The 22,403-nt window shown below is 68.6% G+C and carries 21 protein-coding genes; 16 read left to right on the top strand and 5 right to left on the bottom strand.

Features of this window, described 5'->3' with window-relative positions; translation table 11 throughout:
- The first annotated feature begins 43 nt into the window (after positions 1 to 43).
- Complete coding sequence (locus tag ACFUNE_RS11425) at positions 44 to 358, top strand: hypothetical protein (RefSeq protein WP_383565175.1); 315 nt, start codon at positions 44 to 46, stop codon at positions 356 to 358.
- Complete coding sequence (locus tag ACFUNE_RS11420) at positions 358 to 1,056, top strand: polysaccharide deacetylase family protein (protein ID WP_383565172.1); 699 nt, start codon at positions 358 to 360, stop codon at positions 1,054 to 1,056. The genes ACFUNE_RS11425 and ACFUNE_RS11420 overlap by 1 nt, the downstream gene beginning before the upstream one ends.
- A 78-nt stretch (positions 1,057 to 1,134) precedes the next feature.
- Here ACFUNE_RS11420 and ACFUNE_RS11415 read toward each other — a convergent pair whose 3' ends face one another.
- On the bottom strand, positions 1,135 to 2,133 hold the full coding sequence (locus tag ACFUNE_RS11415; protein WP_383565170.1) for a polysaccharide deacetylase family protein: 999 nt from the start codon (positions 2,131 to 2,133) through the stop codon (positions 1,135 to 1,137).
- A 409-nt stretch (positions 2,134 to 2,542) separates the two neighbouring features.
- Here ACFUNE_RS11415 and ACFUNE_RS11410 point away from each other — a divergent pair, with 409 nt between their 5' ends.
- From ACFUNE_RS11410 to ACFUNE_RS11385, 6 genes are all read left to right on the top strand, one after another.
- Positions 2,543 to 4,183 carry a helix-turn-helix transcriptional regulator gene (locus tag ACFUNE_RS11410; protein WP_383565168.1) on the top strand — a complete coding sequence of 547 codons (1,641 nt, stop codon included), beginning with the start codon at positions 2,543 to 2,545 and terminating at the stop codon, positions 4,181 to 4,183.
- Positions 4,183 to 4,758 (top strand): transcriptional regulator, encoded by a 576-nt coding sequence (locus ACFUNE_RS11405; protein ID WP_383565166.1) that lies wholly within the window; start codon positions 4,183 to 4,185, stop codon positions 4,756 to 4,758. Before ACFUNE_RS11410 ends, ACFUNE_RS11405 begins: the two co-directional genes overlap by 1 nt.
- A gap of 386 nt (positions 4,759 to 5,144) precedes the next feature.
- Positions 5,145 to 5,735, top strand: coding sequence for an SMI1/KNR4 family protein (locus ACFUNE_RS11400; RefSeq protein ID WP_383565164.1), 591 nt, complete (start codon positions 5,145 to 5,147; stop codon positions 5,733 to 5,735).
- A 362-nt stretch (positions 5,736 to 6,097) separates the two neighbouring features.
- Positions 6,098 to 6,529: a hypothetical protein gene (locus ACFUNE_RS11395; protein WP_383565162.1), complete on the top strand. Its 432-nt coding sequence runs from the start codon at positions 6,098 to 6,100 to the stop codon at positions 6,527 to 6,529.
- A gap of 326 nt (positions 6,530 to 6,855) precedes the next feature.
- Complete coding sequence (locus tag ACFUNE_RS11390; RefSeq protein WP_383565160.1) at positions 6,856 to 7,341, top strand: Imm21 family immunity protein; 486 nt, start codon at positions 6,856 to 6,858, stop codon at positions 7,339 to 7,341.
- A 405-nt stretch (positions 7,342 to 7,746) separates the two neighbouring features.
- A complete protein-coding gene (locus ACFUNE_RS11385; RefSeq protein ID WP_383565158.1) occupies positions 7,747 to 8,415 on the top strand; it encodes a hypothetical protein in 669 nt (222 codons plus the stop codon).
- Positions 8,416 to 8,935: 520 nt separating this feature from the next.
- Here the strand turns inward: ACFUNE_RS11385 and ACFUNE_RS11380 are convergent.
- Positions 8,936 to 9,328: a DUF5958 family protein gene (locus ACFUNE_RS11380; RefSeq protein WP_383565156.1), complete on the bottom strand. Its 393-nt coding sequence runs from the start codon at positions 9,326 to 9,328 to the stop codon at positions 8,936 to 8,938.
- A gap of 239 nt (positions 9,329 to 9,567) precedes the next feature.
- On the opposite strand from ACFUNE_RS11380, the gene ACFUNE_RS11375 reads away from it, so the two are divergent.
- Together ACFUNE_RS11375 and ACFUNE_RS11370 are read left to right on the top strand one after the other, a co-directional pair.
- A complete protein-coding gene (locus tag ACFUNE_RS11375; protein ID WP_383565716.1) occupies positions 9,568 to 10,641 on the top strand; it encodes a MerR family transcriptional regulator in 1,074 nt (357 codons plus the stop codon).
- 22 nt (positions 10,642 to 10,663) lie between these two features.
- Positions 10,664 to 11,173: a hypothetical protein gene (locus ACFUNE_RS11370; RefSeq protein ID WP_383565155.1), complete on the top strand. Its 510-nt coding sequence runs from the start codon at positions 10,664 to 10,666 to the stop codon at positions 11,171 to 11,173.
- A 91-nt stretch (positions 11,174 to 11,264) separates the two neighbouring features.
- Here ACFUNE_RS11370 and ACFUNE_RS11365 read toward each other — a convergent pair whose 3' ends face one another.
- Positions 11,265 to 12,140 (bottom strand): LysR family transcriptional regulator, encoded by an 876-nt coding sequence (locus ACFUNE_RS11365; protein WP_383565153.1) that lies wholly within the window; start codon positions 12,138 to 12,140, stop codon positions 11,265 to 11,267.
- Between the two features lie 123 nt (positions 12,141 to 12,263).
- Here ACFUNE_RS11365 and ACFUNE_RS11360 point away from each other — a divergent pair, with 123 nt between their 5' ends.
- Both ACFUNE_RS11360 and ACFUNE_RS11355 read left to right on the top strand, forming a co-directional pair.
- Entirely contained in the window at positions 12,264 to 13,262 is a 999-nt protein-coding gene (locus tag ACFUNE_RS11360) for an NADP-dependent oxidoreductase (protein WP_383565714.1), read from the top strand.
- Between the two features lie 122 nt (positions 13,263 to 13,384).
- Positions 13,385 to 13,834, top strand: coding sequence for a nuclear transport factor 2 family protein (locus ACFUNE_RS11355; protein WP_383565151.1), 450 nt, complete (start codon positions 13,385 to 13,387; stop codon positions 13,832 to 13,834).
- 262 nt (positions 13,835 to 14,096) lie between these two features.
- On the opposite strand, the gene ACFUNE_RS11350 is transcribed toward ACFUNE_RS11355, so the two are convergent.
- Positions 14,097 to 14,630, bottom strand: a complete 534-nt coding sequence (locus ACFUNE_RS11350) for a DUF1648 domain-containing protein (protein WP_383565149.1) — start codon at positions 14,628 to 14,630, stop codon at positions 14,097 to 14,099.
- 7 nt (positions 14,631 to 14,637) lie between these two features.
- Complete coding sequence (locus ACFUNE_RS11345; protein ID WP_383565147.1) at positions 14,638 to 15,060, bottom strand: NUDIX domain-containing protein; 423 nt, start codon at positions 15,058 to 15,060, stop codon at positions 14,638 to 14,640.
- A 348-nt stretch (positions 15,061 to 15,408) separates the two neighbouring features.
- Here ACFUNE_RS11345 and ACFUNE_RS11340 point away from each other — a divergent pair, with 348 nt between their 5' ends.
- From ACFUNE_RS11340 to ACFUNE_RS11325, 4 genes are all read left to right on the top strand, one after another.
- Positions 15,409 to 16,563, top strand: coding sequence for a hypothetical protein (locus tag ACFUNE_RS11340; protein ID WP_383565145.1), 1,155 nt, complete (start codon positions 15,409 to 15,411; stop codon positions 16,561 to 16,563).
- Positions 16,564 to 17,665: 1,102 nt separating this feature from the next.
- Entirely contained in the window at positions 17,666 to 18,943 is a 1,278-nt protein-coding gene (locus ACFUNE_RS11335) for a cation:proton antiporter (protein ID WP_383565712.1), read from the top strand.
- A gap of 136 nt (positions 18,944 to 19,079) precedes the next feature.
- Positions 19,080 to 19,745, top strand: a complete 666-nt coding sequence (locus tag ACFUNE_RS11330; protein WP_383565143.1) for a hypothetical protein — start codon at positions 19,080 to 19,082, stop codon at positions 19,743 to 19,745.
- 29 nt (positions 19,746 to 19,774) lie between these two features.
- Positions 19,775 to 22,324, top strand: coding sequence for a Helicase associated domain protein (locus ACFUNE_RS11325; protein ID WP_383565141.1), 2,550 nt, complete (start codon positions 19,775 to 19,777; stop codon positions 22,322 to 22,324).
- Positions 22,325 to 22,403: the final 79 nt, after the last annotated feature.

Here is a 22,403-nt window from a genome sequence, read left to right as displayed (position 1 = left end):
CAGGCCCCTGGACGTCCCGTTCCCCTCCGAGAAAGGCACGACCATGTCGCCCACCCCCGATCCCGTACCGGTCACCGAACCACGCCAGGTACTCGCCGACGCCGGCGAACGCGCCCTCGAACGCGAGGGCATCCCCATGTTCCTGGCCTTCCAGACCGCCGATCCCCGGCCCGCGAGCTCGGAGTCCGTACGCGCCGAGGGCGGTGGCCTCGCCACCCTCCTCGGTCACTACCGCTCCGCGCTCGCGCCGGACTGCGCCGACGACGCGGAACCGGCACTGATCGATGTCCTCCAGGTCATGGCCATCGCCCACTTCACCCCGCAGGGTCCGGCCGCGCAGAACCCCGAGGAGCACTGATGACCCAGCACGCCGCCGTCCCCGGCGCGAGCTTCACCGCACACGAACGCGCCTTCCAGGAAGGCCGGTTCCTGCGGGTGGTGAACTACCACAACACGCCGGAGGCCGACACCGAGAAGATCCGCGCCGAACTCCGCTCCCTCGCCGAGCGGTTCGACCCGGTGACCCTGGAGGACCTCGACGCGTTCCGCACCACCGGGTCCTGGCACAAGTCCCGCCCCGGCATCATCCCCGTCTTCTACGAGGGCTACCGCAACAACGCCGAGGTAGCCGCCCCCCTGGCCGAGGAGGCCGGCCTCACCGGCTGGTTCTTCGTCTGCACGGCCTTCCTCGACGTGCCGGTGCCCGAGCAGTACGACTACGCCGAGGCCCACAACATCGACCTCGTCCCGGAGAACCGCAAGGGCGACCGGCTGGCCATGACCTGGGACCAGGTCGCGGATCTGAGTACCCGGCACGTCGTGACCCCGCACACGGCGAGCCACGCGAGCGCCGCCTCACTGGAGACCGACGAGGCCATCCGGTGCGAGGTCTTCGAGCCGAAGCGGCGGATGGACGAGGTCACCGGTCAGGACGCGGCCTGCACCGCCTTCCTGTGGGGCACGCCGCACGGCATGAACCCCAGGGTCGACGCGGCCGTGCGGGAGGCCGGGTACCGCTACCAGTTCAGCAACACGATGGTGCAGTACCTCGGCTGACGTGCCGGGCGGCACCACGGAGGGCCGGGCGCACCGAACCGCGCCCGGCCTTCGCCGTACCGTGATCCGCGCCCGGTGTCACTGGAGGCGCTGCACCATCGTGTTGCTGAAGAGATACCGGTAGCCGGCGTCCACGAGTGCCCGGTCTGCGGTCGTCCCGCCGGTGAAGTGGGTGCCGGCCAGCCACGCGGTGCAAGATGCGTCGCCGCCGGTGACCGCGTCGACGAGTCGCTTGGGCTCGACCACCTCGCGGTGGATGTCGTCCGCCGTCACTATCCGCTCGGCGAGCTCGTGGGAGGCGGTGTGCGGGGTGACCACGTGTCCCCTGCGGTGCAGCTCCGCCACCTCGTCCCAGGTCATGGCGATGCGCTCACCACGCGGGTTCTCGTCGACCAGCTTGATCCGGTGGTCCAGGGCGAAGTCGTACTGCTGATCGCCGGGGGTGTCCATGAAGGCGGTGCAGACGAAGAACCACCCCGTGACGCCCGACTCGTCGCACGCGGCGGCGGCCACGTCGTAGTTGTCGCGGTAGCCCTCGTAGAACGCCACGAGGAGGCCGGGCCGCTCCAGGTGCCACGCTCCGGTGCGCGTGAAGCGGTCCAGGTCGCCGGGGGTGACGAGGGCGTAGTCCTCCGCGAGTGCGCTCAGCTCGGCGACCAGTTCGGCACGCATGCTCGGCGGGGTGTTGTGGTAGTTCATCACCCGCAGGAAGCGGCCCGCGCGCAGGTCGTCCAGGGTGGCGGCGTAGCTGATCCCGGCGGACCCGGGGGACGCGGTCGCCGCGCCCGGCGAGAAGGCGTGTGGACCCTTCTCCCCGCCGAGGAGGCGGTCGTACGCGACGGCCTGGAGGGTCTCGACGAGGGCGGCCTCGTCGTCGGCGCCGCCGGGGTGCAGGTCCTGGTGGAATGTCTCGAAGAGGTCGGCGAGGCGCGCATCCGCTGTGCGCGTCACCGGGGTGGCGGGCTCCGGGACACCTCGCAGCGACACCACCATCGGTACGCCCTTGCGTTGTGCGACGAGCTTTCGGCTGGCCTCCAGTGCGAGGCGGGCGTGACCGTGGGTGGTGGGGGCAGGCATGAACGTTCTCCCGGAGCAGGCGACATGAGGACCCCTCACTCTCGTTCGCACTGCCTCGGGTAATCAATAACACGCAGGATCTGCGCGTTATTGCTCACATGGGTCGTAGTCGAGCGTGACGTCGCACGGGTGGACCGTTCTTGGAGATGACCACCCCGCGCCCCTCGCCTGTAGAGCGATTGTTGCTGCTTCGGCCGATGTCACTGATGAGGCCGGAGCGGGATGACACCCTGCATGGCCACTCCCGAGATCACTGCACGTCGAAGCGGCGGACGCGTGCACGCGGCGGCGTTGCCTCGCGGTCCGCCGGTTCGTTGTGCTCACGACGACCGTAGCCATACCGCCAAAACATGTTCAGTAAGCGTCCAATTCCGCGCCGGAAAACGTCCAAATGCGCTAGGCTCGCGGCATGAGTCTAGAGACCAGCGTGGAAGCGCTCCTCGAAGAGGCGCGGCTGAACGCCTCGATCCCGCCTCCGGCCGAGCGTCAGCGCCTGCGCGAGGCCGCGAACCTCTCCCGCGCCCAGGTCGCCGCAGCGGTCGGTGTCGGACGCACCTCGGTGGCCAACTGGGAGACGGGCGTTTCCGATCCGACTCCGCCCGGGCGCCTGCCGTACCTGAAGCTGTTGAAGGGCCTCGCCGAGATCTACCCGGCCACCGCGGTCCCCGCAGCGGCCCCCGAACCCACCGCGGTCCCCGCAGCGGCCCCCGAACCCACCGCGGTCCCCGCAGCGGCCCCCGAACCCACCGCGGATCCGGCGCCGGATCCGGCGCCCGCGCCCGGCCCGCCCGCGTTCGTCGCGGCCCCGGAGACGCTGCGCGGTCCGGACGGGCGCGCCATCGAGGGAGACCCCGGCCCCTGCATCCGCTGCGGTGTCGAGACGACCTACCAGTCCATCGACCACCGGCCCCTGCACTCCGGGGCGATGTGCCAGCCCGCCGGCCCCTCCGCCACCCCGGTCGCGCTCACGCCCAGCGCCCAGGCCACCGCCACGGCGGCACCTGCGCCCGTCTCACCGACCCCGGCGCCCGTGCCCGACCGCTCCGAGCGCCGCGCCCGCAGCGCCGCCCGCGCCCAGGCCGACACCACGCAGCTCATCAGCCGCGCCGTCCGGGAGGAATCCGAGCGCGCGGGAGGGGACGAGGAAGCGGCGTTGAAGGCGCTGATCAAGAGGGCGATTCCCGATGTGATGAGCCTTTTCGGCGAGACCCGGGCCACGGGCCGCTACGACTACACCGCCTACCCGGCCCTGCCCGACATCCTGAAGAAGCCGTCCAAGAAGGACCCGGACCAGATCTGGGAAGCGAGGCCGCGCTTCCACCACCCCGGCTACTCACTCCGAGCCCCGGGCGACGTCAAGGTCACCGCGCTGGACGTGAACGCCGCCTACCTGTCCGCGCTCAAGGTGTGGTTGCCCATCGGGAAGCTGGAGCACAGCACCGGCAGTGATGGTGTCGAGCCGAAGCGCTCCGGGGTCCACCTGATCACCCCCGGCGAGTGGGCGCACCCGCACCTGCCCGACCCGATCGGCGACCGCGACGAGCCCGGCGCCCTCTGGGTCACCAACAGCACGCTGCGCCTGCTCCAGCGCCTGTCCGGACCGAAGCACGGCCTCACCGACGCTCCGGTCATCCACGAGTCCTGGACGTCCGGAGCGACGGAGAACTTCCTGGACGCGCTGCGCAAACTGTTGTCCGCCGCCCGGGATGAGGCGATCGAGAACCGGGACGCGCTGACGCTGGAGTACGTCAAGGCGATGTACAGCAAGTTCATCAGCACCATGGGGGAGTCGATCCACAACCGCGAGATGACGAGGCCGGACTGGATGCACATCATCCACTCCCAGGCTTACGCCAACTTGTGGGGCAAGGCCTACAAGGCTCATCAGGCCGGTCTCGACGTCGTCGCGATGACGGGGACCGACGAAATCCACGTCACCGGCGACTGGCGTGCCGTCTTCTCCGAAGGGCGGGGTGTCTCCCAGATGAAGATCAAGCACGGTGACGCCAAAGCGTCCGGTGAGTACACCATCGGCACGGTGGCCCGCTGATGGCCGGCCGCTGGATGGACCTCGGCGCGTTCAACGCCCGGGGCATGGCGGGCGCCGATGCCCTCGGTGTCGCGATCGAGCGCATGGTGACCGGCATCGCCTCGCCCGTGGACAGTGAGCGCGGCCTCGCCGCCCGCCTGAACTACTTGACCAGGGCGGACGCCGGATACGAAGCCATGGACCGCGCAGGCATCCACGTCTCACCCCGGACCCTGATGGCCTGGCTCGCGGAAGAGCGGATCCCGAACAAGGCGAACCGCGGCCGGCTGGATGCCGCGTACTGGGACCTGCGACGCCGCAACACGGCAGCCGACCTGAAGAAGCGGCTCAACAACCATGGCCGCGGAACCCGTGTCGAGATCAACCCTGTCGACCAGTCGCGCGTGGAGGGAAGGCACCAGCGCGACCTGTCCGGCCGCAGCCTCAACGTGCGCGGCGTCTGGGATCGCGCCGTCGATGCCTGGATGGACGACGACGTCGACGAACTCGACGCGATCTGGGATGAGATCATCGAGGATCTCGGCTCCGACTACGACGCGTACAGCAACGTCTCCTCGATCGGCTGGGCCGCCTGAGCCGCACCGACAAGCGCCCCTGCCCCCGGCATTGCATCTGCCCGGGAGGGGCGCTTCGCATGTGGTATCCGCCGCCATCTGCACGTCCTTGTCAGCGGCTGCTCTCGGCGTCTATTACGACCTCTCGTGTGGTTCAGTGAGCGTTTTCAGCTTCGCCGACTCCAGGGTGAGACGGTCTTGGCGACCTCGGCTGGGCCCGCGCCACAGAGGCTTGGTCTGTGAGGAGTTGGCGGGTGGTCACCTCGCTGTGCGGCCGGTCCTGCGCTTCGGGGCGGATGGTGGTCGTAGGGGAGCGGGCAGGAAGCCTGCTCGGAGTACCATCCCTGCGAGGTCCCTCCGGTCGGTGCTCCGCAACCCCTGCAGTGGCGCAGTCGTATGAGGCATCCATGAAGAGAGGGCAGAGCGGAATGAGCGTGACGGAGAGCTGGTCCCGCGTGATGAGTCTTCTTCGGCAGCACGCCCCGGCAGATCACGCGGATCTGCCCGGGCCCGCTACGGAGCAGATGCTCGCGGCCGCCGAGGAACGGATGGGCATCCCCCTCCACCGGGATCTGCGGGCGTGGCTGCTGCAGAACAATCTGGATCTTCCTGAGGAAGATGTGGACGACGACGTGGCATGTTGCGGCTTCGCCGGGTTCCCGGACGAGGGCTCCTTCTTCCTGGGCATCCGGGCGATGGAGGACCTGTACGCGAACCGCTCCAGGCCCGGTGGATTCGACCCTCCGGACCAGCCGGACCATCCGTTCTGGCGCAATGAGTGGATCCCGTTCCTTTCGGACCAGGACGGCTGGACGGGAAAGTTCATCGATCTGCGGGACGGGCGTATCGGCAGGTGGTTCGTGGGCGAGATCACGAGCACGGGCGAGTACGAATCACTGGCTCACTATTTCGACTCCGTGGCGCAGATGCTGACGAGGGTCGCCGATGGAAGCCATCCGGTCTGTGAGGCCGCCGAAGGGCGGCTCGTCTGGTCCTGAGACAAGAAACCGGCCGCGTCGGTCCCGCTGGATAACCGTCATCGCCGAAGCCGTCCTCCCTGGGGAGGCGACGGTAAAGCGGCTACGCGCGGCCACATCGAGCATGCAGCTCACCGGTCGCGCCGCGGAGCCGTCGGAGTTGACGGAAGCGGACGTCCTGGCGCGGTCCTGTGCCGGGGTAACGCCGAAGTCATGCGCTTCCTGGACCGTAAGGTGCTCGTCGCTCCAGCCGATGGCGGAAAGTCCCTGCTGATCGTCGCGAAGGCGGCCTTCGACCTGCAGGGCCGGGCGCCGTACCTCGCACCACGACCTGGGGCCCAATTCGATTGCCGACGGTACCCGGCGCGGTGTGACATGGGGGCATGAGCAGAATGGCGCAGGTCATCGTGTTGGCGCGGTACGAGGACGAGGTGATGGAGCCGCTGACGCGGCCGGATGAGGCCCGCACCTGGAGAGGCTGCTTCGTGCAGATCCCCTGGTTCGTAGGGGGCTGGCACATCGAGTTCGGGCGGTGGAACGGGCGCCAGGGCGTGCTCAGGGACTTGGAGGCCCTGCCGTGGAACGAGCCGGCCTGCGTGCAGGTCATGCTGCACGACGAGGACGACGACCTGTTCGGCCTGTGGATGTTCCGCGACGGGACACTCACCGAGGTGGGCATCCCCGGCACCCAGCGAGTGCACACCACTGTCCCGCCGGGGAAGGCGAATCCCGGCTTCCTGGTCCGGACCGGTCAGGGCAGGGGAGAAGACCGGCACTCGCCGGAGCACGTACAAGACCCGCGGTCGTGGTGGTGACCGCGCCAGACCTCGACCGGGCACACGCTGAAGACGCCGCGGCCTCCTGAGTGCCAAGAGCTGCGACGCTGAACTCCCAGCCCGACCCGCGGCTTCAGCGGCCCGCCCCGCTCCTCGGGCGGTACGGTGCCGGACGTCGCCGACGGCACCGCTGCGTCCGCGCCCTCTGCTCGAGCGTGTGGTCCGCGAGAGGTGTGGGCAACCGGGGGCACCGCCCACACGAAGGTAGATGTCGACAGCGTCTACAGCCAAGGCGGCGAGAGCGTGCGCCCTTGATCGAGCCATACGCTGATGCGACCGACACCTGAGCTGCCCGGAGGACGAGAATGCTGCTGAACTGGCATGACACGAACGGTGGACCGTTCGCCGCCGTTCCGTCGACCGCACTGCCGCAGTGGTCCGGCACCGAGGGCGAGGACTACGACCGGGCCTGTGAGGTGGTCGACGGGGTCGCCGTGTTGCTGCTGGCGGGCGGCGATCAAGCCCTTGTATTCGGAGACGAACCGATGTCCACGACTGTGCTGTCCGAGCACGGAGTCATCGCACGATGGTGCTATGCGGAAACCGCTGAGGGCGTAGCCGACTTGATCGCCAACTCGCTGGCCGCAGCGGAGTGGACCGACGGGCCGGAGATGAGGACCACCGGACCTCTCGTCATCTTCGACTCTGCCTACCTGGGCACCGAGGTAGGCACCCTCACAGAGGGCATCACGCTCGATCTTGATGCGGGACACCACAGAGTTGAGTCCACCGTCATCGAACCGGACAGGAAGACCCGGTTCCTCCTTAACCGTTTCGTCCCACTCGCCTGACAGCCCCCACGACCTTGGTGGGCGAGGGAAGCCACGTCTTCCTGCCGGCCGGCACCAGCAGAGACCACCCGGGCCCTACTGGCCCACTCGCGACCCTTCGCCGACACTCCCACTCTGCGCAACATCCTGGAAGCCCTCCTGCCCAGCCCGGAAACCGCCCAGGATTTGCGCCTGAACCTCACGCGGGGCTGGGACTGCGCAATGTGCGGATCACCTCTGCACGCCGACCGGTCCCTGGGCATCCACCGCGCCGATACCGGACTCCTGACCGACCCCACCGAACTCGGGGCCTGCGCCCCTGTCTGCCGGTGACGGTCAGAAACCAACGCGCGCACTTGATCCTGTCCTTCGCAGACGGCACGAGCAGCCGCTCTCCTCGTCTCGGCCTCTTCTAGAGTGCTCCGTATGCCGATATCCGTACATGCGCTCGCACACCGGCCTTTGACCGCAGCTGTCGTCGCCGAGTTCGTTACTCTGCCGACTGTTGCTGTCCCGGGCACCGACGACGCGATGGCTGCCGAGGTGCAGCGGCGGGGATGGAGCTGGGAACACGAGCTGGTCTGCGACTCTGTCAGGACCGGATACGGACACATCCTGTGCACCGATGGTTACGACCCGTTCGGCCGCCCCGACGCGCGACGCTTCCTTGTCTTCGGCGAGTTGTATCCCGTCGATCAGGAAGACGACGACATGGACAACGGACCCTGGCTGCACGACCTCATGGACGACTGGCAGCAGGTGCCCGGCTGGAGTGGCCGCCGGGCGTGTACAGACCAGGACTGCGAAGCAGTTCTCACCCAGGCGGCACAGGCGGTGACCGAACACCTGGGGTCAGCCCCGGAGAGGACGCTGCTGTCGTCCGCAGCCGTTGTCACCGGCCCACCCCTGACTCACCGCATCTGGCGCACCCCCACCCACGCTGTGGTCCTCGGGCCAGCTGCGGACAACGGCCCCTACGCCTATCTCACCCACCTGCAGCTGTCCCTCACGCCCCTTGCCTGCGGCCCCGTCCTCCCGCCCGCTGACGACGAGGATGGCCTGACCGCGTGGATCAACGCTCACGTCGACTGGTGACTTCGTCTCTGGCGCGCGCGTGCGGGGCGGAGCGCTTTGCTACGTGATTCCGACCAGTACATATGACCCTCCGTCATGCGCCTTACTGTGCTCTGAACATGAGGGTGTAGCACCGCCCGGACCGGGAGCCCGTCAGTGAATCGTCGCCGATCTTTGTTGATCGCTCCCGCGTGCTCGCGGCATTGTTGGCCGTTTGCATTCCGCGGCTCGCTGACGAGGATGACGCGAATCCGTCCGCAGCGGCTGGATCGTCCAACTCGGCCGTAGTACCGCTGGGTGCGGGCGGTAGTGGCCCACCGAAGGGGGCTTGTCGCTCGTGGAGGCCATCGCGAAGATCCCGGCCGGGGTCGAGAGCCTGAGGAGGAGCGTGACGTCTTCAAGCGCTGGGTCGACGACACCCCATCCGGGTCGAGGCCCTCCTCGACGAGGCGACCACGACGCCGGAGCAGGGTGAGTGGTGCGCACTGACTGGTAGGGGGTTGCTGTCGTACTACGACGACGAGGACCGGTCAGGTGGGATTCACCGTGGCAGCCTGTGCCACCAGTGACCGCATCCTCCGGAGCAGTAGCGCTCGCGGCGCCGTGCATCGGAGATCGCGAGTACGGCGATCAGCAGCCGGAACGCCTTTCGGCGCTCGTCGAGAGGAGCAAGGCTGGCGATCTTCCCCAGTTGCTGGTCGATCTTGCCGCGTGTGATGAGAACCGCCGGCGTGTGCGTCGGGCGCAGCCCGGCACGGCGGATGCTCTCCGGACCGTCCTCGATGACAGCGCGAGCTTGGATGCAGTGATGGCGCAGGAACCTCAGCGTCTCCAGCTGCTCCTCCGGGCTGAGGCCGTCGAACCACTCGACGCCCTGAGACATCGGGCGCAGCTCCTGGGCGAGTTCGTTGAGTATGACGTCACGTCCGGTCATGACTCGCTCCTGTTGGACAGGCGGCGCTCCGCCGCGGTGATCAGGATCGGCTGCGCCTGCGGCGCCGCCGGTCGTGCGAGGGCTTGCGGGCGGACTCCGACTTCCGTGCTGCCCTGTGCTCGCGCATTGCGGCGCCGGAAGCAAGGCTTCAGCCAGGGCTGGTTGTTGCTGGCCATGACGTTGGTTACGCCCCACGTCGATGTTGACCTTCGAGTTGGTTGAAGCTCAATGATGGCGAGGTGCCAAATTCTGAGCTTATGCCAATCGGGGTTTTTGCCCGGCGCAGTGGTCTGACGTCCAGCGCGTTGCGGTTCTACGCCGACTCCGGGCTGCTGCCCCCTGCCGAAGTGGACCCGGTCTCGGGCTATCGCTACTACGGCGCTGACCAGGTGGCACGGGCGACCGCGCTGCGTCAGCTCCGCGAGATCACCATGCCTCTCGCTGCGGTCGAGGCGGTCCTCGACGCCGGGGCCGGCGCGGCAGCGCGGCTGCTCGACGAGTATGTTGCCAAGATCGTCGAGGATGCGGCGACGGCACGGCAGAAGGCTGCTGTCATCAAGTCCGTGCTCGGCGGCAACGTGCCCGGTGTGGTGATCGCGATGCTGAAGGGGCCCGTGCTGGCGGATGCGGTGGAGCAGGTGCTGACCGCGACCGCGCACGAGCCTGGGATGGCGGTGCTTGCCGGCTTGCACATTGAGGTGAGTCATGAGGCGATCACCCTGACGGCGACCGACCGGTACCGGCTCTCCACCCGGACCCTGGTGCCGGCGCGGTCGGCGGAGCAGACGTGGGCCGGCACGGTCGACGGCGACGACCTGCGGACCGCGCTCGCAACGGTCCGGTGCAGTGCGCTGGTCCGCATCGAAGCGGTGCCGCACGGGATCTGGCTGCGCGTACCCGAGCGGGAGGACCGGCACTGCCGGTTGCTGCCCGAGGACTTCCCCGATCACCGGCTGATGCTCGCCTCCCTGGGCGAGATCAGCACCCGCGTGACGGTCTCGAAGGACCTTCTGCTGCGTGCCCTGGAAGAACACCCCGGCGAACGCGTGGGGCTGTACGTCTCCGATCACGGAGTGAACATCCGGCCCTCGAACGACGAGCATCCCAGTGTTCAGCTCCCGGCCACCGTGACGGGCGGAGCTCTCCATATCCGGTTCGAGATGACCACGCTCTATCCCGCCGTGAGCACAGCCATCGGTCCCGACGTGATGCTCGACCTGAGGGGATACGACGGGCCCGTCACGATCCGCTCCGCCGACCGCGGCGATCTCACCACCCTGGCCATGCCTGTCAAGGTCGACCACTCATCCTGAGAACGACAACGAGGAACACTTCATGCCTACCGCACCCGCCAGTCCCGACCCGACCATGGAAGCCATCGGCCAGGCCGTTGGCGAGGGCCGAACGGGCAACACTCTTTCCGCCCGTCAGAAGCTTCTGAACCTGTGGTCGGCGATCGGCGTCACCGGCGACCCGCTGCACCGTTGCTCGCTCGCCCACTATCTGGCAGACCTCTTCGAAGATCCTGCCCAGGCCCTCGCCTGGGACGTCCGGGCGCTGGACGCTGCCGACGCCGTGTCCGAGCAGCGCGTCCAGGAGCACCACGCCAGCCTCCGCATCGCCGGGTTCTACCCCTCCCTCCACCTCAACCTGGCCGACAATTACCGCCGACTCGGGTCCTTCGGAGCGGCCACCGACCACATCAACGCGGCCAAGGAGCACGCCCCCAACCTCCTTCAGGATGCATATGGCGCCTTCCTGCGCACTGCCCTTGACGAGGTGGCAGAGGCCATCTCCCGGCGGGACACCACCAAACGGCCCTCCGCGCCCGGCCCCACTGCATGACGCACCGGAACGCGTCCCTCACCGTCGAGGGACGCCGTCGACCGGTCGAGCATCGCCGGGCGAGACCGGTTGCGCATGTGGCTGGCCCCGGTCAGGCTGCCGGGGCGGTCAGGACGGCCTCGGCCGCCAGCCGGAGATTCCTGATCATCGGATTCGGGTCGCCCTTGCGGCTGACCACGACGACCTGGCTGGGGGGAGCGCCCTCGATCGGGACGGTGACGAGGTCGGGACGCAGCGAGCTACGCCGATCGCCGACCGGTAGTACGGCGATCGCCCGGCCGCTCGCGACGAGTTCGAGCTTGTCCTCGTAGTTCTCGATCGGTGGCACGTCGGCCCCGAGGATTCGGTAGGACGTCCAGTCAGCGGTGTCGAACGCGCACGGCGCCGCCTGTTCGCCGGCCAGTTCTTCCGCGGTCACCGACGCGCGGTCGGCCCAGGGATGGCCGCGCGGGACCGCGAGTATCCGGGGCTCCTCGTACAGCGGGGTGGTGAGCACGTCGTCGGCGGCGAGTGGCAGCGGGGACCGCGCGATCAGGGCGTCGACGCGCTTGTCGGACAGTGCCCCGACGTCGCGGCAGGTCAGGTACCGGGTGGCGATCTCGGCGTCCGGGTGACGGCGGCGCAGTTCCCGTACGGCGGCAGTGATCACCAGGTCTTCAACGTAGCCGATGGTGATTCGTTTGGTCTCGGCTTGTTCACGCACCACCAACTCGGCCTGGCGGGCGGACTGCAGCAGGGCCTGGGCCCGGGGGAGGAACCTCTGGCCGGCCGGAGTGAGTCGGGTGCCCTGGGGCACGCGGTCAAGCAGTCGTGCGCCGAGATGCTTCTCGAGCCGTTGGATCTGGCGGCTCAGCGCCGGCTGGGCCACGTGCAAGTCGGCGGCGGCCCGGCCGAAGTGCTGGTGCTTCGCCACCACGGTGAAGTAGCGCACCAGCCGCAGTTCCAGGTCCTGTCCGAGATCGTTCACCCTGCCAGCCTACGCGTCATGCCGTTTCGGAATGAGCAGGTTGCCGAACCGGTCTTGGACGGCCATGCCGTCCTGGGCCTTGACTTGAAGGAGCAACGTTTCCCCAGGAAAGCGACAGGTGCGATGAAGGCGATCCAGTTCCACGAAGCGGGCGGGCCGGAAGTTCTGCAGTATGACGAGGCGCCGGTTCCCGAGATCGGCCCGGGCGAGGTGCTCGTCCGGGTGCACGCGGCGGGCATCAATCCGCCGGACCGGTACCTGCGTGAGGGGATGAAGGTCATGCCGGCCGAGATGAGGCCGGCGCTGGACTTCCCCCTGATCCCCGGAACGGACATGTCGGGTGTGGTCCAGGCGGTCGCTCCGGACGTGCTGGGGTTCGCCGTCGGTGACGAGGTCTTCGGCATGCTGCGGTTCCCCGGATTCGACGGCCGGACCTACGCTGAGTACGTGGCCGCGCCGGCTTCGGACCTGGCTCACAAGCCAGCCGGAATCGACCACGTGCAGGCGGCTGGGGCGCCGATGGCCGTGCTTACGGCCTGGCAGTACCTGATTGATCTCGGCCACGATGTGCCGTCTCCTTTCACCGGCCAGGTGCACCAGCCGGTGCCGATCACGCCGGGGATGACCGTGCTGGTCAACGGGGCGGCCGGTGGAGTGGGCCACTTCGCGGTGCAGTTGGCGAAATGGAAGGGGGCACACGTAATCGCGGTGGCCTCGGGCCGGCACGAGCAGTTCCTGCGCAAGCTCGGCGTCGATGAGTTCATCGACTACACCAGGACGCAGGCCGCGGACGTGGTCGACGGTGTCGACCTGGTGATCGACACCGTCGGTGGCCCGGACAGCTCACGCTTCCTGACCGTGCTCAAGCACGGCGGCACCATGCTTCCGGTGTTCTTCGCCCAGTACGACCCGGAAGAGACGGCGAGTCTGGGCATCACAGTCTCGAACATCCAGGTCCGTTCCAACGGCCCCCAGCTCGCCGAGATCGGGCGTCTGTTCAATGAGGGCAAGCTCCAGGTCGGGGTGGACAGCACGTACCCGCTGCCCGAGGCGGGCAGCGCACACATGCGAGCCGCGCAGGGCCACATCCAAGGCAAGATCGTGCTGACGGTGATCTCGTGATCGCCGAACTCCAGCAGGCGGTGGCGAACTACGCCCACGCCCTGGACGAGCTGACTGTCCCCGAGCGGGAAACGGTCCTGGCCGAAGACACCACCTGGACCTTCACGATGCCCTGACAGGGAGTGCTCGGCCCGGTCGCCGGACGCGCGGCGGTGCTCCACTTCATCCGTGACGGGCACACGGCCCGGACCGGAAGGATGCGGCACCACCTCGGCAATGTTGCGGTGACGACGACGGACGCCGCCACCGCTGAGGTGCGGGCCTACCTGGTGCAGACGAGGAACGCCGGCGAGAGCATCCAAATGATCTCGACCGGGGTCTACACGTTCGGTCTGTGCCGGTCCGACGATGGAAGGCGAATCGCCGAGCTCACCCTGACGCTGGACAACGCCTTTCGGGGCGGGGCAGGGCTAGGCAGTGTGTCCGGCGGATCATCGGGTGCTCCCTGGCAGATCGAACAGACGGTTGGGGACACCGCTGGTCCGCTGCGCTACACCGAATTGCAGCGGCAGGTTCCCTGCTTGGCGGCTTGGTCGGACAGCAGAGGGTGCGTTCGCCGAGTTCGCCCTTGACGGGGACGTCGGGGAAGCGGGGCTTGAGGAGGTCGGTTCCGCGCTGCGAGTGAGGTCCTGCCACGCGGTGAATCCCGCGCGCAGCTCGTCGTGCTCTTCCAGGGCCATGCCGTAGGCGGGGCTGCCGAGCAGGAGCCGGTGGGGCGGGTTGCCGACTGGTTCACGGCTGCTGTCCACCCGCGGCTGGGCGGCACGGACAGCCCGTCCCCCGGAGGCGAGAGACCGGCCTTCTGCGTGAGGGTGCGTCTCCTGTCCTGCGGGCTCACCGTTTCCGGCCGTGCACTGCGGCTGCGAGGGTCACCGCGGTGCCGACGAGGAGCGGCAGCGTCATCGCCACGGGGAACCACACGGGCACATCCGGGTCCGGCGTGGAGCGCCAGAGCATTCCGCAGCCCGCCACGAAAGAGAGGCCGATACAGGCGTTCAGTACCAGCAGGGCACGTGCGGCCCTCAGTGCCGAGGCCCGACTGCGAGGACGGTTGACCAGAGGCGATGCCGTCCTTGCCGCGGCGTAGGGTGAAGTACCGGATCGCGGCAGCTCGTCGCGCGGGGTCACGCGCAGCGTCAGCTTCGCGCAGCCCACCATCAGCGCCGTCACCCCCGCGTACACGAAGACCAGCACGAACGCGTTGCCGACCGACCTGTCCGCCCAGGAGTCCACCCCGTCGGTTCCGATGTGCTGCGGTATCCGGTCCGGTAGATGCGGGTAGCGCAGCACTCCCCACGTCGCCTGCCCGACGAGCAGAACTGCACTGGGGAGCCACCACATTCGGACAGGGGAAGTCGACAGAGCCATGCCCCGATCATCCGGCGCGAAGCCGGGGCGGTAAAGAGCCCCTGCCGCGCGACGTCTGCCGGCGCCCCCGCTGCGGCACACCGCGGCCGGCCCCGACCGCCCAGGGACCGGCAGCTGCACCGCGTCCCCGGCCTCGAAGAGGCCGTACTCGAGCAGCGCCTTGCGAGGCAGGCGGATCGCCTGCGCCTGGCCGGGGGTGAGGGCTCCGCCGTCGAAGGCATACCGGATCTCTCCGGTGCAGGGCGTGCCGGGCAGGCTCTCGGGGTGGTGCGGTGAGAGGGAGTGGATGGAGTACTCCCGACAGGGGCAGGTCTGGCAGGCCCAGCTCCTCGGCGATCTCGCGCCGACAGGCGTCTTGCGGGTGTTCGCCGGGTTCGACGACTTCTCCGGGCAGCAGCCACCGATCGTCCTCGCGGTAGGCGGGGTGCACCAGCAGGACGCGGCCGACCTGGTCGGTGACGATCGCAGCGAGTGCTGCGACAACCCGCTATGGGGCGGCCGGGTGGAATCACTGGCCCTGGCCACCCGCGCGAGGCACTGAGCCAGGACCATCACGAGGACCACCGGCAAGGCCGTCCGCCCCCTGGACTTCGACGGATACGAGTAGGTCAGCGCCCTGCCTCGACTGGCCTGAGGCCGGACATCTACGCTCGTGCCCGGGCGGCAGTGATCGCGACGGACAGGTTTCGAGGGGGAGTGTGCGATGCGGGCGGGGTGGATCAGGCTGTGGCGGTGGACGGCGTATGGCGGGATCGGGCTGAGTCTGTACGCGGGCTGGTTGACGTTCGATGACATCCGGGACCGCGCGTCCAGTGAGCGCGATATCAACGCGACATGTGATCGGCTTGTGTCCGCGGACGCGGTGATGGACCTGCAGGGCGGCATGGTCCGGGCAAAGGGCAGTGACTACGACGAGTCCAGGCTCAATGTCGGTGAACTGCCCGGTACCTGCACCGTCTACAAGGTGCCCGGTCCAGGCAAGACCACGAGCCTGTTCACGTTGACGGTGCGGGGCAGTGACACCTCCGAGCCGTTGTACCGGATCGGTGACGACAGTGAACTGGAGCCGTTCCGTACGGGTTACGGCAGCCAGAAGCGCGATGTCACCGCGATCGCCGATCGGCGCCCCGAAGCGCGACCGATCGGCGATGGCACCTTGGGCCGGTACGGCAACTGGTACACCACCATCCGCGCCGAGTGCGGCCCCGGCAGCCGCGCGACGGCCCCGAAGCTGTTGAACGTCACTGCCCGCGCCGACTACGACAACGTCTCCGAAGCGGACCGTGAGCGCCTCGCCCACATCGCCCGCTCGGCCGCCGCAGCGCTCACCGACCGGATCGGCTGCCGGACCCGACTGCCCGCTCTGCCTGAGCAACAGTTGGCATCCGTTCCGTCCGGCCTCCGCCCCGCGCAGGCGGCGGACGGTTCATGTCGCTGGTTTGCCCGACACATCGAGGGGCGAGGGCAAGGCCGGCTACCCGACCGTGCCCTCGCGGGACCCGCACGGGACACATACCCCATCGAAGGCTGCCTTCTAGCGGTCAGCCCTGACCATGTGGGCCGTATCGCCGAAGGCTTGCACGACGACGACCGCGATTACGCAAGCGCTGCGCTCACGCACTCGCCCTGGTGGCTGCGCACCGTCTCCTACTTCGGCGCAGAGGCGCGCACGGTGGGATACGAGGACGAGGGTGGCGAGGACAAGGTCATCAAAGCGGGGACGGCCGGACACGCGCGCGGCGCGTGGTGGGCCTCCTCCATCTGTGGTGGCAAGCCCGCCCTGCACACCCTCAGCTCCAGCTACACGTATGACAACGTGCTCGGCTCGCAGGCGCTGTCTGCCCTGTTCCGGACGTACGTTGACGACATCACAAAGCGGCGCGGCTGCACCCACGTGGCGTACCTGGACGCGAAGGACTTTCGTGCCCCCTGAGCACCATCACGTGGGCAGCTTCGGGCAGTTCGATCAGCTGGGCGCCCCGGATGCCGGCCGCCAGGGGGCATGAGCCTTCGGGCAGCATCAGCAGGCCCCCGGTCGGCGCCACCGCCGACGTGGGCGTGGACACTTTTGGCGGCTCACGGTTTGTCCGTCTGGGCCGCTCGCTCACTTCTGACGAGAGCCGACGGAACACGTCCCCCGATGTTTCGCAGCGCGCACGGTACCCGCCCGTCGTGTCGCCTCTGCGGGGTGCGGCGCCCTCCGGCTGGGCACGCGTACACAAGCCATGACAGGCCGACGGAGGCGTTGTTGTCCCATCCGTCGTCGCGCAGCAAATTGCCGAACATCGAGCGGGAGTGGCGCGCCCGGCCGACTTGGTCGGCGATGGCGATGCTGTCCTTGCCGTGCCATCCGGATCGCGGCGAACAATGCAGCGCGACATACCCACCCCGGCCTCCCGGCATTGTCGTGACCAAGCAACACGGCCCCCGACATGACGGTGACCGACCGTGATCGACACGCAAACCCTGCCGTGGCCGCGCGGACAGAGAAGTGCATTCGCTGCGAAGAGGGCACGTCGTGGGAGACCACTCGCCAGGCGGCAACGTGCACTCGGCAGCTGAGCACACGCTATGGTCCGCAGGCCACCGCAACCGCGGCACGTAGGTCGTCGTAGGTGGCTTCCAGATGCTGGAGCGTGGCGGCGGCTGTTTGCGTCTCATCCGCGACGAGGGTGTATTGCCCGCTGCCGTGCAGCCGGGCCTGGAAGCCGGCGAATTCGGCTGCGCCCGGAGCAAGGTGCATCACGTTGCAGGTGTCGGCGATCCTTGCCGTCCGCGTCGCTGTTCCGTTCCCAGGAGCAGGCCATCCTCTGCGGTTGCACTCGCCCACGTGGGCAGAGCCGTTGAGCCAGGTGTCCCATCGTGCTGAGTTTCGGATGAGGCAGGCTGTGCCGCTGAATAGCGGGTACGCGACCTGAGATCAAGATCGAGCCGGTCTCATCCAGTCATGTGATCGTTACGGACAGTCGGCAGCGGTTTCGTACGGCGCGAGCGCGAGGCCACCGGGCGTGGCAGCGGAAGGATGGATCAGCGCAGTGACAATAGGCGATGCGGTGTTCGCATGGTTGGGAGCCGGAGCGCTGCTCGCGGCGGTCCTTCCCCGGGTGGTGGCCGGCCGTCCGCTCTCGATGCCCCTTCTGTTCTTGGTGGCCGGCGTCGGCGTGTACCTCCTTCCCTTGCCGCTGCCTGTGATCGATCCGGTCGAAGACCGGCAGGTGACCGAGCACATCACCGAGGTCGGCGTGATCATCTCGCTGATGGGCGCCGGGCTGGCTCTCAATCGCCCCGTTGGCTGGCACAAGTGGGGCACGACCTGGCGGCTACTGGGCATCACGATGGTGTCGACCGTCGTCGCCACCGCGCTTGTGGCGTGGTGGCTGCTGGGCTGGCCGCCTGCCGCCGCTCTGCTGCTGGCCGCCGTTCTCGCTCCGACTGATCCGGTGCTTGCCTCGGAGGTGCGGGTGGGGGAGCCCACCGAGAACGAGGACGATGAGGACGAGGTGCGCTTCGCACTCACAAGCGAGGCGGGTCTCAACGACGGGCTCGCCTTCCCCCTGACGTACGCGGCGATCGCGTTGGCTGCTGCTGCTGGAAGCGGCTGGTCGGCCGCCTGGGTCGGCACATGGGCGGCGGAGGACGTCGCTCTCAAGTGCACCGTGGGTGCGTTGAGCGGGTTGCTCGTCGGCCGGCTGCTGGGCTGGCTCTTCTTCCGCGCCCGCTCGCCGATGTTGCGCATGTCCGAACATCGGGAGGGCTTCGTCGCGCTGGGTGCCACCTTCCTGGCTTACGGGGTCACCGAACTGTTGGGGGGTTACGGTTTCCTAGCCGTGTTCACCGCAGCGTGCGCGATCCGGGCCGCCGAGCGCGCCCATGGCTTCCACAACATCCTTCACGACTTCGTGGAACAGATTGAGCGGCTACTCACCGCGGTACTGCTGTTTCTGCTGGGCGCATTCATCGCATTGGGCGGCCTTGCCTCTTTGACCTGGCAGGGTGCTGTCACGGGCCTGCTGCTTCTGCTGGTGATCCGGCCGGTGGCCGGGTGGGCCGGGCTGCTCGGGAGCCCCATACGCGCCGAGCAGCGTTGGGTTGTCGCAGGCTACGGCATTAGGGGTATCGGTTCGCTGTACTACCTCGCTTACGCTCTGGGGCAGCACGACTTCCCTGTGCCGGCGCGGGAACTGTGGGCGGTAGTGACCTTCACCGTCCTTGCCTCGGTGGTCTTGCACGGAGTCACAGCAGGCCCGGTTGTCACCCGGTTGGACAGGATGCGCACCGCTGTCACGCACCCGCGAAAGAAGGGGAGTTCGTGACGCACAAGGGGCAACAGAGCAACAGAGCAGACCGACGAGTCACCGTGCTGGAGGGCACTTCTTGGCTGCCCATGCAGCGCGCGCTTCTTGGAAACATTTCTTGTCGACACGAATAATTGGTGTGTAAACTGTCTTCATGGGTGATGGGATGTGGCTCGGTGGCGGCGACTTCGTGACGGCGCTTCAGGAGCTGCTGTGGTCCGAGGCGAAGCGGCGTGAGGGTATTGCCGCGGACGAGCATCCGCACAGTGCGAGCGCGCTGCGTCCGGAGTCCCCTGCGGCCCGGCGTCTGCACCTGCGGCACCTGGAGGTTGCCGCCGAGTGCGGTGAGGTCGCCGAGCAGGTGATGAAGGACGCTGCGGCACGGTCGGGGCGGGCGGGGGCGAGCTTCCCGGAGATGGGGGCGGCGGCGAAGATCACGCGGCAGACCGCACGGAACCGGTGGCCGCAGGCCGTTGGGACCCGCTGGTCCCTGCATACCCTGAGGGGACGCCAGCACCCGCACGGGACGGACACGGTGATGACGCGGAGCAGGGAGAAGGCCGTCATCGCCGGATGGGACGCGGTCCGCAAGGGCGACGCGGCCACCGGGGGCGTTCTCGCCGCCCTGGTCAGTGACTCCGAGCACCGGGTGGTGTGGGCGTCCCTTTTCGACCCGGCCGAGTACGACGCCGCTGTGATCGAGGTCCCCGACGACCTGGTCGACATCCCCGTCGGCGACGGCGAAGCCCACCAGGCGTGGACCGACCGGTGGGCACTGTTCGTGGCGGCGGAGGTCGAGCGCCGAACCGTGCGCGCATGAGCACCCCCTCACCGACGGAGGCCTCTCGCATGAGTAAGCCCGCTCTGCGATCCCATCAGCGCGAAGCCCTCGACGCGATCCTGCGCGCCCTCGAACTGCCGCCCGGCGCCCGGCTCCCGGCCCGCGGTCTGCGCACGCAGGTCATCATGGCGACCGGCTCGGGCAAGACCCTCGTCGCCGCCCGCACCGCGGACGGGATCCAGGCCGGCCGCGTCCTGGTCGTCGTCCCCTCCCTGGATTTGCTCACCCAGACCGAGCAGGCCTGGCGCGACAGCGGTCGCACCGGCCCTGTGCTGGGCATCTCCTCCCTGCGCGGTGAGGAGGCGTCTTTCCCGAACACCACGGACCCCGACGAGCTCGTCGAGTGGACCCGCCACCTCGACAAGGTGACCGTCTTCGCGACCTACGCCTCCCTCGGCCTGGGCACCCTGGAACGCGCCCACCAGGCGGGCCTGCCCGGTTGGGATCTGATCATCGTGGACGAAGCGCATCGCACCTCCGGGCGGCTCGGGAAGCCGTGGGCCGTCGTTCACGACAACCAGCGCGTCCCTGCCGCCCGGCGCCTCTACATGACCGCGACCCCGCGGGTGTGGCAGCTCGACGAGGACAGCCCGGGCCAGCCCGGGGAGCTCGTGGCGAGCATGGAGGACGACCCCGACGGACCGTTCGGAGGAAGGGCGTACACGCTCACCTTGTCCGACGCGGTGAGCTGGGGAATCTGCGCCCGCTACCAGGTCGTCTGTGTCGACGTCACCGACACCGAGTACCAGGACACCCTGCGCCCCGGCAGCACGGCCACTACCGAGGAGGTGCGGGGGGCGAGGATCGCCGCCCTGCAGACCGCCTTGGTGAAGGCGTCGGCCGAGGAAGGGTTCAAGCGCACCCTGACCTTCCACCACCTGGTCAGGGAAGCCGAAGCGTTCTCCGCCGGCCTGCCCGACGTCGCGGCCCGTCTGCACAAGGACGACCCCGAGCTCTACCCCCACACCATCTGGGCCGACTGGCTTGCCGGGGAGCACAGCCCGCTCCACCGGACCCGGGTCCTGGACGAGTTCGCCACCGGCATCGCCGGCGACGGCACGGTCGTGGAGAAGAGCTACCTCGGCTCGGTGAAGGTCCTCGGGGAAGGCGTCGACACCCGCGACTGCGACAGCGTGTACTTCGCCGATGTCCGCGGCTCCATGCCCGACCTCGTCCAAGCCGTCGGCCGCGCCCTGCGCATGCAGCCCGGCGAAGGCAAGACAGCCTCCCTCGTCGTCCCGATCCTCCTCAAGCCCGGCGAGAGCGCCCACAACATGCTCACCAGCAAGGCCTACGGAGACCTCGCCAAACTCCTCGAAGCCCTCCGCGCACACGACGCCCGCGTCGTCGAGACGCTTGGACAGGCATCCGCCTCCACCGAGCCTGCCAACAGTGGCGACGATGAATACGACGACGTCGAGATGGAGCAGGGACAGGGAGCAGGGGTGGGGCCGAGCACTGGGGCCCGGGAGCTGCTGAAGTTCAGCACGCCGCGCGACCCAGCGGTGCTGGCAGCGTTCATCAAGCTGCGGATCCTGGACCCCGAACACGAACACTGGCGGCGCGGGATCGAAGCCTCCGTCGTCTACACAGGCCAGCACGGCGGGCTGCGCGTGCCCTTCGCCTTCCGGGCCCCCAGCTCCCCGCAGGATGAGGACCTCGACACCGGGCAGGACGCAGTCGGTGGGACGGGTTGGCCGGCGTCGCTGGCCGGATTCCCGCTCGGGCAGTGGATCGCTGACGCCCGCCGCCAGTACGCCCGCGGCACCATGTCGGATGACCGGATCGCCCAGCTCGAGAAGCTCGGCATGATCTGGTCCACCGTCGATGTCGCCTGGGAGGAAGGCTTGTCCGCGGCCCGCGCCTGGGCGCAGCTGCACGGCCACCTCCTCGCGCCGCTGGACGCCACCTACGAAGGAGCGAAGGTCGGCATCTTCCTCAAGAACGCCCGCGCCGCCGCACGCCGCACCGACGACAACCAACAGCGCGAGGCCGAAGGGCTCACCACTGACAACACGGGCTGGGCCCTCTCGGAGGAGCGGCGCGAGCAGCTGGAGGAGATCGACGCATCGTGGTGCCCGGCCTGGCCGGTCACGTGGCAGCGCACGTTCCACCTCACGCGTCTCCACCTCGAAGCCGGCGAACCGCTGCCCACCCGGCCCCGGCAAGCCGTGGCCCAGGGGGAGGACCTCGGCCGCTGGGTTCGGACGGTTCGCACGAGGTGGGACAAGCTCACCGGCGCCCAGCAGTGGATGTGCGCCAACGTCCTCGGCATCGAACCCGCCGACGAAGCCGAGAAGCCGAAGCCTTCCATGAGCCAGGCCCAGAAGTGGGCGATCCACATCACCGCCGCCAAGCAGTTCTACGAGCGGGAAGGCCACCTCAAGGTCCCCCGCAAACACATCGAGACCATCAACGTCCCCGCATCCGGCGACGGCCAGGATGAGGAACGCCCGCTCAAGCTTGGCGCCTGGGTCGCGAACCAACGAACCCGTGCAGCGACGCTGACGCCCGAACGGGCCGAGCAGCTGTCGGCTGTCGGGATGCGATGGACGTGATGGGCATCGCCGCCACCGCTCTCGTGATGTTTGCGACCCAGCGCGCCCTCGACATGCGTGGGCCGTGCTGATCGAATCG

It is taken from the genome of Streptomyces sp. NPDC057287, assembly GCF_042667905.1.
Lineage (GTDB): Bacteria > Actinomycetota > Actinomycetes > Streptomycetales > Streptomycetaceae > Streptomyces.
Note: the sequence above shows the minus strand (reverse complement) of the source record. Positions and strands in the feature narration are given on the sequence as shown.

Bases quoted from the DNA above. Each gene is read 5' to 3' on its own strand.
- ACFUNE_RS11425 (WP_383565175.1), top strand. From the start codon at position 44: ATGTCGCCCACCCCCGATCCCGTACCGGTCACCGAACCACGCCAGGTA.
- ACFUNE_RS11420 (WP_383565172.1), top strand. From the start codon at position 358: ATGACCCAGCACGCCGCCGTCCCCGGCGCGAGCTTCACCGCACACGAA.
- ACFUNE_RS11415 (WP_383565170.1), bottom strand. From the start codon at position 2,133: ATGCCTGCCCCCACCACCCACGGTCACGCCCGCCTCGCACTGGAGGCC.
- ACFUNE_RS11410 (WP_383565168.1), top strand. From the start codon at position 2,543: ATGAGTCTAGAGACCAGCGTGGAAGCGCTCCTCGAAGAGGCGCGGCTG.
- ACFUNE_RS11405 (WP_383565166.1), top strand. From the start codon at position 4,183: ATGGCCGGCCGCTGGATGGACCTCGGCGCGTTCAACGCCCGGGGCATG.
- ACFUNE_RS11400 (WP_383565164.1), top strand. From the start codon at position 5,145: ATGAAGAGAGGGCAGAGCGGAATGAGCGTGACGGAGAGCTGGTCCCGC.
- ACFUNE_RS11395 (WP_383565162.1), top strand. From the start codon at position 6,098: ATGAGCAGAATGGCGCAGGTCATCGTGTTGGCGCGGTACGAGGACGAG.
- ACFUNE_RS11390 (WP_383565160.1), top strand. From the start codon at position 6,856: ATGCTGCTGAACTGGCATGACACGAACGGTGGACCGTTCGCCGCCGTT.
- ACFUNE_RS11385 (WP_383565158.1), top strand. From the start codon at position 7,747: ATGCCGATATCCGTACATGCGCTCGCACACCGGCCTTTGACCGCAGCT.
- ACFUNE_RS11380 (WP_383565156.1), bottom strand. From the start codon at position 9,328: ATGACCGGACGTGACGTCATACTCAACGAACTCGCCCAGGAGCTGCGC.
- ACFUNE_RS11370 (WP_383565155.1), top strand. From the start codon at position 10,664: ATGCCTACCGCACCCGCCAGTCCCGACCCGACCATGGAAGCCATCGGC.
- ACFUNE_RS11360 (WP_383565714.1), top strand. From the start codon at position 12,264: ATGAAGGCGATCCAGTTCCACGAAGCGGGCGGGCCGGAAGTTCTGCAG.
- ACFUNE_RS11350 (WP_383565149.1), bottom strand. From the start codon at position 14,630: ATGGCTCTGTCGACTTCCCCTGTCCGAATGTGGTGGCTCCCCAGTGCA.
- ACFUNE_RS11330 (WP_383565143.1), top strand. From the start codon at position 19,080: ATGGGTGATGGGATGTGGCTCGGTGGCGGCGACTTCGTGACGGCGCTT.
- ACFUNE_RS11325 (WP_383565141.1), top strand. From the start codon at position 19,775: ATGAGTAAGCCCGCTCTGCGATCCCATCAGCGCGAAGCCCTCGACGCG.